The organism is Simkania negevensis Z, assembly GCF_000237205.1.
In the GTDB taxonomy this organism is placed as follows: Bacteria; Chlamydiota; Chlamydiia; order Chlamydiales; family Simkaniaceae; genus Simkania; species Simkania negevensis.
This window is the reverse complement of sequence record NC_015713.1, coordinates 1613121-1624962: the sequence shown is the minus strand read 5'-3', so window position 1 is coordinate 1624962 and position 11842 is coordinate 1613121. Positions and strand designations below refer to the sequence as shown.

At 39.9% G+C, this 11842-nt stretch carries 9 protein-coding genes; 3 read left to right on the top strand and 6 right to left on the bottom strand.

The features are described from left to right. Positions 1-44 precede the first annotated feature (44 nt). Together SNE_RS08030 and SNE_RS08025 are read left to right on the top strand one after the other, a co-directional pair. Positions 45-899, top strand: coding sequence for a sulfotransferase domain-containing protein (locus SNE_RS08030; RefSeq protein ID WP_013943899.1), 855 nt, complete (start codon positions 45-47; stop codon positions 897-899). Between the two features lie 109 nt (positions 900-1008). Next, positions 1009-2115: an alpha/beta hydrolase family protein gene (locus SNE_RS08025; protein ID WP_065757312.1), complete on the top strand. Its 1107-nt coding sequence runs from the start codon at positions 1009-1011 to the stop codon at positions 2113-2115. A 39-nt stretch (positions 2116-2154) separates the two neighbouring features. On the opposite strand, the gene SNE_RS08020 is transcribed toward SNE_RS08025, so the two are convergent. After that, positions 2155-5643, bottom strand: a complete 3489-nt coding sequence (locus SNE_RS08020) for an FAD-binding protein (protein ID WP_013943897.1) — start codon at positions 5641-5643, stop codon at positions 2155-2157. 200 nt (positions 5644-5843) lie between these two features. Between SNE_RS08020 and SNE_RS08015 the strand changes: the two genes are divergently transcribed. Continuing rightward, on the top strand, positions 5844-6803 hold the full coding sequence (locus SNE_RS08015) for a GNAT family N-acetyltransferase (protein ID WP_013943896.1): 960 nt from the start codon (positions 5844-5846) through the stop codon (positions 6801-6803). Between the two features lie 3 nt (positions 6804-6806). On the opposite strand, the gene SNE_RS08010 is transcribed toward SNE_RS08015, so the two are convergent. The 5 genes from SNE_RS08010 to SNE_RS07990 form a co-directional block, all read right to left on the bottom strand. Further along, positions 6807-7319, bottom strand: a complete 513-nt coding sequence (locus SNE_RS08010; protein ID WP_158307226.1) for a GNAT family N-acetyltransferase — start codon at positions 7317-7319, stop codon at positions 6807-6809. 178 nt (positions 7320-7497) lie between these two features. Further along, on the bottom strand, positions 7498-8277 hold the full coding sequence (locus SNE_RS08005; protein WP_013943894.1) for a hypothetical protein: 780 nt from the start codon (positions 8275-8277) through the stop codon (positions 7498-7500). A gap of 171 nt (positions 8278-8448) precedes the next feature. After that, on the bottom strand, positions 8449-10230 hold the full coding sequence (locus SNE_RS08000; protein WP_013943893.1) for an ABC transporter ATP-binding protein: 1782 nt from the start codon (positions 10228-10230) through the stop codon (positions 8449-8451). Then, positions 10227-11171 (bottom strand): GNAT family N-acetyltransferase, encoded by a 945-nt coding sequence (locus SNE_RS12885; protein ID WP_013943892.1) that lies wholly within the window; start codon positions 11169-11171, stop codon positions 10227-10229. The genes SNE_RS08000 and SNE_RS12885 overlap by 4 nt, the downstream gene beginning before the upstream one ends. Positions 11172-11271: 100 nt before the next feature. After that, a complete protein-coding gene (locus SNE_RS07990; protein ID WP_013943891.1) occupies positions 11272-11565 on the bottom strand; it encodes an addiction module antidote protein in 294 nt (97 codons plus the stop codon). Positions 11566-11842 lie beyond the last annotated feature (277 nt).

Here is an 11842-nt window from a genome sequence, read left to right as displayed (position 1 = left end):
AGGAGATTGCTTAAAAGCGAAAAATGAGTTAAAAAGGCAAGCTTATGTTGAAGAAATTGAATCTAATAAGAGCTGTTTTTTTATTTTGTTGTTTGGGAGCTAGTTTGTGGGGGAAAGATATTGAAAAGCCACCACTCATTGTGACGGTGCCAAAGTCGGGGACCCATTTTATCAAGCTTATTGTACAAAACCTAATTAATAAAACTCCTATCGTGCCAAACCTGCCCGAAACAGGGCCTACTTTTGTTCCTTATTTGGATACGCAGTTTTCGCCATCGAAGAGCTTTTTAATTTTGCATGTTGAATCTGTTTTGGATATCGATGCCTATTTAGAGAGATATCCTACTTCAAAGAAGATTCTCATGGTGAGGAATTTAAGAGATGTGTTGGTTTCAGCTAAAGATTACATTTCACGCTACGGCTTTGATGTCTTACCCTTCTTTAAAGATGACTTAAGCGACCTCCAAATGACGCATAGCGATTGGATTTTGCTAAGCGAAAAAGAAAAACTCCTCAAGACAATGGAGTACTTTTTTCACTTTCAAGAAAAGGATTATCGGAGATTTGGATTGCGCTATTTTGTTGAAGATGCCTTGCGTTTTGCAAAGCTACATCCCGACGCGTTAGTGGTGCGGTTTGAAGATTTTTTTTCCGATGAAAGCGGGATGCTTGGCCAAGTTCGGAGGATTGCGCGCTTTCTTGGGAAGGAGTGTTCTCAAAAGCAATTGGAAAGGATTTTATGGAGATCTTTTGGAAGTATTCAAAGCCGCACTTTCACAAATAAGAAAAAACTCTATCGCTTCAAAGATGAATTCGATGATGAACTTCTTACGAAGTTTCTCGAGTATTTTGGAGAAGAAGAAGAGAGATACAACCGCTTTTTCAACTACAGTTTTTAAATTGAGAGCATAGGTTCTTACAAGTTGAAAAATTATGTTTTATCTGCAATATTTTGGCATCTTATCTTCTAGATTTCTAGAGATGCTCGAAAGCAAAACAACGGTTAGCATGATTAAAGAATTGTTCACTGCATTCAGTTTAATAGCTGCTGCAAATGAATCATCTGAAGCGATTTCTATGCCTTGGCGTCCTCAAGAGCCACAAGGTGCCATTCCTTACGAAGAAGAAGAAGTTAAATACTCTAACATAACTGCAGACATAACCTTAGCTGGTACTTTAACTCTTCCCAGGTCAAGAAAGCCATCCCCAGCAGTTTTACTTATTGCTGGCTCTGGCCCAGTTGACCGTGATGAAACCGTATTTGGGCATAAGCCGTTTTTGGTTCTAGCTGACCATCTCACAAAACAAGGTATTGTAGTGCTACGCATAGATAAGCGTGGAATTGGGCAATCCACAGGAAATTACGAGGTTTCAACTAGTGAAGATTTTGCTGCTGATATATTGGCTGGGGTCGAGTACTTAAAAACTCGAACGGAAGTTGATGCAGAAAAAATAGGTTTGATTGGTCATAGTGAAGGGGGACTGATTGCTCCACTAGTAGCAGTTAAGTCGAAGGATGTAGCTTTTATTGTGTTAATGGCTGCACAAGGCGTAACAGGCGAAACACTTGTTTATACGCAAGAAACCCTGATTTCTCGTAGTATGGGAGTGAGTGAAGAGCAGATAAGTCATCAACTTGATTTTCAAAAGCAAGTATTGTCTATCATTATAAATGAACCTGATATTGAAAAAGCGGAAAAACTCATACGAGAAATTGTTACAAAACAGCTAGTCAAACTACCCCAGGAAGAACAACAAGCAAATGCTAACGCCATGGAAGCCCAAATTAAGCGTTGTAACTCAAAGTGGTTCCGGTATTTTTTGACTTATGATCCAAGAACTTCATTAGAGCATCTTAAGATACCTGTTTTAGCAATCAATGGTGAGCTCGATTTCCAAGTTCCTCCAAAACAAAATCTTTATCTCATTGGTAAAATTCTTAAAGAAGCTGGGAACCAAAATTATAAGATTACTGAATTTCCCAAACTGAACCATTTTTTTCAAACATGTGAATCTGGATCTATTTTAGAGTATGGCAAAATTGAAGAAACTATTGCACCTATAGTCTTAGATACCCTATCTGACTGGATTTTGGAAACCACTACTCATCGTTGAAAAGGATCAGATCCATGTTCATAGTGGTTTTAGTGCAGGCTAAAAGTCATGGATATAGACAATAGGAATCTTATGGTCCTGAAACCATTTGAGCGCCGTATTCAGATGCTCTACATCCACATCAAGCGCTAAGTAGACTCGTGAGGGGTCTGCAGTGACTGGAATTTCATAAAGTTTTTCACAACCTAGGGGAAGGATGAGCTCTTGATTTTTTTCTACATTGAGGTCGACTTGTATTTTCTTTTGTCCTGCAATATCGACATACGTGAGATCTTCATTTGAAAGCTTAAGAAGGATATGGAACATCTCCATGTAGCGAGGGAGAATGATGTGTTTGAGATGGCTTTCAGGACACTCTTTTTCAATACGGATACGAGGGTCGATCTCTGTGAGGTTAGTATTTGTTCGAACAAGAAGATGAATATTCCGAGCATCTTCGATCGATTCATTCGTGTAAATCAGAGATAGGGGGTAGGAGATGGCTCCTTTGATCGCATACTCTACTGTGTTGAAGATCGTAATGAAGAGGTTCATGAGAGTACAATCAGAAAATAAGACCTCTGAAAATGATGCGTGACGTCTGGCGACTTTCCAAGACTTTCCAAAAACAGACCACATGTTCTTGATTTCAGTAAACCAAGGAAACTGATAGAAGGGGATGTCTTCAATGAATTTGCAATATCCTTGAGTGAGTCTCACATTATGCCATTCAGGGGCTGTAAGGTAGGTGCGGATGGGATCACGAACATACTCAGGGTCAGCATGGATTTGAGCGCAGAACTCTTCTTCTGTTGTGGCTTTTTTTGTGAAACGAATAAGAGAATTCAGTGTTGCATCACCTTGGCGAATGAGAGGAGGGTGAGAGTCCCGAACAAAGCCACATTTTTCGAGAAGTGATTCCCAATTAGCAAGGCTTTGGAAATTGCGAAATTCGCGGAGTTCTTCATCGAGAGGGACGTTTGTTCCTACATTAAAGATACTGTGAATCACAAAGAGCATCTCTTTGTGCTTTGAAGAAAGAGCGTCATGATCCATCAAGACAAAGGACCCTCCTGGTCTCAAAATGCGGTGGATGGATCTAACAAAAGATTCCAGCTTGTTTTCTGGGATATGGTGAAGACCAATGTACATCGCAACGAGATCGACACTTTCTGTCGGAATGTCTTGGTGAAGAATGGGCTCATACTCATTCAAATAGACAAAGCGATTGTAAGGTCTTGGAAAGCCAGATTCTACATAATCAGCAAGCTGCTCACCTTCATTGATCACATAGATAGGGCCTTTCAAATCAAGCTTTTTTTTGAGTGGTCGACAGAGCCTTCCAGGATAACCAATCTCGACATAACCCCTGAGAGTCTTTTTACCCATGAGCTTTAGCATTTGATCTGATAGATCTTCTTTCAGAGTACTCAGAGATTTCAAAGCTTGTTTGTTTTTTTTCAGAAAGGAGAATGATCCTTCACTTAGGCGTTGCTGCAAGATGCGATAAACATCCTCATCATTCACACTTGAGTCGGTTAAGATATCGTCGACAAGAGCCATGAATTTTTTTTGATCAAATTGCATAAAGACATGATTTAAAAATTCTTCAACCCATTTTCTTTGAAGGGGATCGGCAAAAGTCGAGCGAAAATTCGAGCGATTGGAATCAGCGATTAGAGTATTTTTTCCAAGAACATATTCTTCATAAAAGCCATTCGTGAAGAGATGATGTGGATCATATTGCCTTTTTTTCTCCGCAATTTTTTCCCATTCAGGGTAACAGGAGTGGAATTGCTCGAGTGTTGCAAAATTTTGATAAGGAAGGTAGTAGGTTCCTTCATGCACGATTAAATAGTCGATGACAGATTGAATCCATAGGCGCGATTTTTGTATCTCTTCTGGAAGGAGTGATTGATTGAAGAAAAGGACAATCGCAAACATATCTTCATGAGGAGCATAAGAAAAACCAAGACTTTCATTTTGCTTCACATAACGGATAGAGGCATTATAAACGGGAACGTCGTTTTTCTTGAGCACATCACCTAAAAATGAAATGAAGTCATTCAATTGGTGGGCAGGGACGAAATACTCTTGAAGCCATTCTGCATCGATTGTTGACTCATTAAAAATGCATCTGAGATGGAATGTCATTGCCTCATTCCGATCAGTTTTTTTTGTGCTCAAAGATCCAGATCGCTCCATTTGCCATGCAATGGGAAGAGCTTTTGGAAGGCGACGGATAATTCCTAATTCGACCCTTTCAGTTGTGTTGCCTCTTGCAGGCTCAAATGGAATTGCTGAAATGACACCTTCGGAGCTTTCTTCGAAATAGTTAAGAGCAATCCCAGTTTCAAACATTTGTTTAGGATCAAAACAGAGGCGGAAATAGTGCATCCCAAGCTTCTCATTATTCATGACCTGATTTTGAAAGTAGGAAAGATACTCTTGAGCAGGCATTTCGACCGACTCATAGGACATCTTGGTGTTCGGTGTTAACGCAAGCTCTGCTTCTAATATTGCCCCAAAGCCTCCTAATCCACCGATGACTAAATCAAAAAGCTCATCTTCTGGAAAAAGGCGTTGTATTTCTCCCTCACCATTTACAATCAGTAGGGAATGGACCGTTTCTTTCAATGTGCCAGCCTTGTGATCCCAGCCATGGCAATTAATCGAGAGAGAACCTCCGATGGAAAAGACGTTTGAGGCTTGCATGACCTTGACGGCGAGTCCATGCTCATTTGCAGCTGCTTGAACATCGCTCCAAAGAGCTCCTGCTCCAACTCGTGCGATTCTACTAGCTGGGTCTATCGTGACTTGATTTAACGCATCGAAATGGATAAGAAGATCCTCTTCATCCATTGGAAGAGCTTGTTTCCCTTGGCTCATCAAAGCCCCAGCAAACGTTGCTTTTTTGCCAGATTGCTTAGCCTCATTCAAGATCATCGCAACATCTTTATGAGTCCTTGGATAGAGCTCGAGACATTTCGTAGAGTAGAGTTTACCATAGGGTTCAACGAGTTTTTTACCTGAGTGATTGACCACAAAGTGTTGACTCACCATATCGGCTGAGATGATCCCTGCCGGAAAAGCCGCAAAGCCAAGAAGACAACGTTTGACCTTTGAAAAGTGCTTTTCAAAACGGTTCTTATCGCCCTTCTCCTCAGTGAAAAGGATTAAAGCTCCTTCAAAGCTCCCTTTTGCCGTATACTGCGCTGTATCGCATAGTAAGCAAATTGGAAGGGCAGTGAGACTCATCGTCTTTGCGATAGTTTTGCTTACGGGACGTCTGATAAAATTTTTACTTCCTCGATATAAGATATGATCAATAAGTGTTGCAACTTTTTCAGTGCAGCTGCAAATGTCATCTCTCTCATTTTCTTCCTTCAAAAAGGGCTCAAATGACTTTTCCAAGCGAGGTTTATCCAGCGAGAGTTTCTTCTCAAGCTTTTGATCTCCTAGTTCCTCTCGAATCGTTTCCACCCCACTGACTAGGAAGATGAAAACAAGCGCTGCTCCGAGGGTAAGAAAAAATTTTTTCTTTCGCATGGCATTGAATCAATGTTGTTCAAAAAGATAAGTAGTGTAGGCGATTTTTGCAAATTTCTCAATAGAGAAGCTGGGACTTTTCTTTAGATATTGAACCCAAAATCCCAGGAGAACTATACTTTTCTCCTATTCTTCTATACTCAGCAAAATTTGAAATTGTTTGAGTAGATAGATCTCCAATTAGAGTAGTTTGAGTATAAATGAAAGAAGTGAGAAAAATTGAAGTTGTTCCTTATGATCCCTCCTGGCCTGAGCAGTTTGAGGTCGAAGCGGGACTTATCAGGGATGCGTTAGGGGATCATTGCATTGCTGTGCATCATGTAGGTTCGACAGCTGTACCGGGTCTTTGCGCTAAGCCCAAAATTGATATCATTCTAGTCTCCAAAAGTCCGGAAGCGACCATTCAAAAGTTAGAGAAAATCGGTTTTAAATATCGGGGGGAGTATAACATTCCGATGCATTATGGTTTTAGTAAGCGGGGTGAGCGAGATGTCAATCTTCATGTTTATCAGGAAAGACATCCTGAAATCACCCTCAATCTAACTTTTCGTGATTATCTTAGAAGCCATCCCGAAGTGCGGGATGAATATGGAGCTCTTAAGCTTGAGTTACTTAAACAAAAGTCTTCTTTTGAAAAGAGTGAAGGCTCGATGTTTACTGGCTATAATCTTGGAAAAGATGCCTTTATTAGTAGCATCCTAAAGCGCGCTGGATTTGACTCTTTACGATTTGTTATTTGCACTCATCATAATGAATGGAAGGCAGCGAAATCTCTAAGAAAACGTTATTTTTTCGACAAAATCTCAATTGCTGATCCGTATGAATGGACCTTTAATCATCCAGACCATCTCCATTTTATCTTATACAAAGGAGTGGAAATTATCGGATATTGTCATATTCAGCTATGGCCACAGTCTAGAGCTGCCATACGCATCATAGTTATGGAAGAAGCTTATCGAAATCAAGGATTTGCTAAGCAATTCCTCGAATGGATAGAGACCTATCTGAAAGCCAAAAACTATAAGAGTATTCATACAGAATCATCTCCTGATGCGGTAGGATTTTATCAGTGTTTAGGATATATCGATATGCCATTTAACGACCCAGATGGGCATGAAGGGGGTGTTGATGATATCCCAATGGGCAAGTCATTGCTTTAAACCTTAAGTTTTGGCTAAAGGCTTGACGAGCCATAGTAAAAGATCGTCATCGAGGGGATAGGACTCTCCAGGCTTTGTGATTGCCCCCTTGTAGGTGATTCCATTTCCATCAGGAATATAACCTAACTGAAAATACAGCCTCTGAGCAGGGCCATAGTCTTGGTAAAGGCCCACTCCAATTCCAATTTGGTGATATCCCTCCTCGATTGCAAGACATTCGATTACTTGAATGAGGGCTTTGCCAAGCCCTTGTCTGCGGCATGACTCATCGATCCAAATGGCATTCACTTCTGGGATATTAGAGCCTTGAAATGTTGGGTTTTCCGATTTTCGAAGGAGACTGCCATAGCCTAAGATCTCATTTTGATTTTCTATGACGAAAACGGTTCGAATGCCCTCTTCTTGCTCTAGAGCATAAGTTTCCCAAATAGTTTGAGTTTTTTCTGGGGTAGACCAAGGAAACAAAAATCGATGGGTAATTTTTAGAAGGTCTTTTCCACTTTGCATTGGGCGCATCAAAAAACCTTCTTGTAGCATAGACGTTTTCTTAGCATTCATATTGACCTAAGTTTTGGGTTGATTTCACTTATTCTCAGGGATTTTTCTCTTTCTTCCCAGCCTTTTGTCTCGAGAAGGACCGTTTGGTCCTTCCCTTGTTTTGTCTTGTATAAAAAGCGCAATAGAATGGCTCAACCTATGCCATTAACATCTCTTCTATGTCTTTCAAATATGTGGCATTTTCTGTGTTATGTGTCATCTTAGCGTAATCCAGAGGCTTCAATGAAAATAAATCCCTTATATTAAGAGCTACTAGTAGGATGTTATGTTTTTTGAGAAATTGACAAAAGTAGACTAAAGATGGTTTTGGATAATGAGCAGCAATATAATGTAAGCGAGTGCAGTTATATATCTGTTCATCTTCAACTGGAAAAAGTATTGTTTTTGCTTGAGTGATTATTTTGGAGTCTGCATTTTCACCTTTCATTGATCCTGTTAAAATCCACTCTATGTCTTCCAAGTAAGCGGCATTTTCTTTGTTATCTTCTTTATTAGCGAAATCTAGAGGTGTATGATTGAATACATCCTTTATTTTAAGAGCTTCTAGTAGGAGATTATTTTTATTGAGAAGTTCACAAAGGTAGGAGAAAGCTGGTTCTGGATAATAAGCAGCTGCATAATGAAAAGCACTGCGACGTGATAGCGCTGCATCATCATCTGGACTAATCCAAGCTTCCATTTGGATTTCTTTGGAAATCTCATCGATTCTGGAAATTAAAAACTGCAATGTTTCCTCTGCGTTTTTTCCTTCCATACATCCTGATGTAATCGGATAGTCATATTTGGGCATGGTGACTGAGGGTCTGAAAGTGAGTTGTTTTGCATCTTTAAAAACGTCGCTTTGGTTTGCATTAACCAAAGGGTGTTCCAAAAAGTATTGATTAAGAGACTTAAAGTGGGTGTTTACAATGTGCATATTTCCTCCATTTTTTTGAAAGAAATTATGGGTTTATAATGATATTAACGCAATAAAAAAAGATGTTTAAAAAACTTATAATAATACTGTTTTCTTTCCCGGCTGACTATTAGCCTTCTAAATTTTCCTTACAAGATGTGCTCAAGCTACTTCAAAACTTGAGAGGCGTAGTCAAAGAGTTTCTGAAGGGGATTCGGGAAGAAAACCTCCAACTTGCATCTTCCACATTTTAGAGTAGAGCCCCTCTTTTTCTAGTAAAGAACTGTGAGACCCTTCCTCTACGATTTTGCCTCTATCAAAGACAAGAATGCGATCCATACGAGAAAGAGTAGAAAGGCGGTGAGCAATGACGATCGTTGTTCGATCTTTCATAAGAGTTTCCAAACTCTCTTGAATATACTTTTCCGTGACAGAATCGAGAGAAGATGTTGCTTCATCTAAAATGAGAATAGGAGCATTCACCAAAATAGCTCTTGCGATGGCGATGCGTTGTTTTTCTCCTCCGGAAAGTTTTGTTCCTCTTTCTCCTACTCTAGCGTCATATCCATCAGAAAGTTTTCGAATGAACTCATCTGCGTGGGCAAGACGAGCAGCTTGAAAAATTTCTTCCTCAGGAGCTTCGATCTTTCCATAGCTGATATTTTCTTTAAGGGTCCGATGAAAGAGGAGAGGATCTTGAGGAATGAGGGCAATTTGCTCTCTTAATGACTCCAAAGTCACATGGGCAATATCTTGCCCATCGATTAAAATTCTTCCCTTATGCAATGGGAAAAAGCGAAGGATAAGATTGATAAAGGTAGACTTTCCAGCGCCTGTGAATCCTACGAGACCAACCCGCTCTCCTCCTTGGATGTGGACCTTTTTGTCACTAAAGAGCTTATTTTCTCCATAATGAAAGGAAACATTTTCGAAACGAATCTCTCCCTTAGAAACCTTTAATAGGTGAGCTTGAGGCGTATCTCCTAAGTCTTGAGGATCTTTCATGACTGAAAGGGCTTGCTTTGCAACACCGATAGACTGGAAAAGAATCGGTAAAGACGCTCCAATATTCCAGAGAATCATGGCGATCCACCACATCGTTGTAAAGACTTGAATGACCTCACCCGTTGTAATATAGCTATGCAGCCAAGAGTAGGTAAGGGTGCCAAACATGATTACAATCACAACAATGAAGTAAAACAATGACAAATAAATGCGCATCTTTTCGACGTAGCGTTTAGCAGACATGCTCTTCATTTTCTCATCACGTTGAAAAGGAGAAAGAATTCTTTTCTCGTATTTGAAACGACAAAAGAGATTGACGGCAAAATTATTTGTTAAGCTATCAACGATTTTTCCTAGAAGGGTACTTCTCGCTTCTCCATGGAGGTGCTCAAGATGATCTGCTTTTCGAGCAAAAAGGAGGCAAATTGTCAGATGAATCCCAATCCAGGCAATTAAAAGCCAGGTGAATAAAGGGTTGACAAACCAAAGAAACCCTGCGCCTAAAATGCAGGTTGAAATTGCGGGAAGAATTGGCCAAAAGAGTTCGTTAATGATGAGCTCTACTTGTGTTGTCATGTCAGTGATTTTGTTTGCTAGGGAGCCGGCAAAACGTCTATTAAAATAATGGGGAGAGTGGTGCTGAATATGATCGAAAAGAGCCATTCGAATGTTGGCTAATAGCTTGGGAACCCCTTTTGCCATTAAAAACCCCATGATTCTTGAAGCTGTTTCTACATAGATCGTGAGACCAAGCCCTCCTAAGATGACCCATTTTAATGAGTCCCAAGCTGCCAAACGATCTCCATCAAAGCGGGTAAAAATGCTCACAACGAGATTAAGGATATAAGGCCATAAAAGGGCGTCTAAGGACCATACAAAAAGATCCAGGGTAAAAACAAATAGAAAAAGCCCCTTCTGAAGGCGCATAAACTGCCATATAAAACTGGTGAGTTCCTTATAGGAGATCATGAAGTACCTCCTCTTTGGCTTGTGTCCATCTTGAGTTGCATCAATAGGTTTTTGCCTGTTGGATCCCATTCGGGCACGAACTCTTCTCGCTTTTCAAATCCGGCTTTTTCGTAAACGTGGATGGCTTTATGATTCTCAATTCCAGGGTCAATGAAGACATCGGTGATCGAAGAAAAGCTTTCAAGGAGAAATTTGTTGATCATGATGTGGCTTAATCCCTTGCCGAGGTAGGTGGTATTGCCGATAAGTAGATCGAGGGTAATTGCCTTTGCATCCCTTTCACAATACTTTGCAAAAAAATGGTCCGTTTTAAGATCGACATTTGAAGTCATAAGGTATCCAAAAGGGATCTCCTTATCGTAAGCCATCCAAAGCGTAAACAATTTTTCTTGGCCGTTTACAAATCTCTCAATGGTATTAAGGGTGTTTTGCAGTCCGCTTCCGTGCCAATATTTTGCTACATAGTCTTGCTTAAGCCATTTATTGACGAGGTCTTGTTGTTCTTTCCTTAAGTGAACGAAGCGCATGTTTAGGAAGTGCTCAATTAAGAAGATGTCACGTAGATCTTTCTCCCTTCCAAGTTTGCGCTTATAATAAAGAATACGGTCTAACGAATCAAAAGGGAGTCCGTCAATGATTTCTGCTTTTGAAATTCTTTCGTCTATAGTTGGGGCATTGGCATCCATAGGGGCAGTATAAAATGAACCTTCTTGAAATGCTTCAATCACCCCATCCAAAAGGGTGATTTTTTTAATGCTTCCCGTATCGGTAACGCCATATCTTGCAGCAAGTGTATCCCATAGGCCTTGGGTTACAATAATATCGATATCATTGATATCTCTTAAGTTGCGGATTCCTAGAGGACCGCTTGCAGTGATTGCGTACTGGTCTACGGGTAGATCGAGTTGTTTGAGGGCGAGAAATTTTTTTTTGTTTTTCATTCTTTGACTTGGCCTCTAAGACAGGAAATTTAAATGAATTTTGACGAATTATTTCACAAAATGGATAAAAACAAAATGTGAGATTTTTTTAATTTGATATTTAGACAGCTGCTTTTAAACTAATCTTTAGCCTCAGAGCATCAAGCATATGAAAGAGATTGATAATTGTTGGATTCCCTTGCTTAGAGAGCGTTCTGTATAAGCTTTCTCTGTTCAATTGTGTTTCTTTAGCAAGATAGGCAATGCCTCCATGAGCTTCGGCAACATCTCTTAGGGCGACTAGAAAAACTCTTAGACCATCATCTTCTAAAGCAGCATTTAGGTATGCAGCCGCTTCTTTTGGATTTTTGAGCCTTTCTATTAAAGCGCTTTGGTAACTTCTTGTTCTAGCCATTATTTCCTCGCATGGTTATTTAAGATAATCCTTCCAAAGTTGGTGAGATTTCTTGATATCTCATTTTTGGCTGGATTTATTTCCACCTAGCAAAAGTAAGATGATTTTCTTTTCTTGTTTTCCAAAATATATTCTATATCCAGGTCCTACATGAACTCTAAGTTCATAAAGACCTTTTTTATACCTTGAATCGATTTACAATCACCAAAATTTCCCAGTTTAATTCTTGCTAAACGTGCTGATATTGTGGCCCTCAATGATCTTGTTAATTTGGACT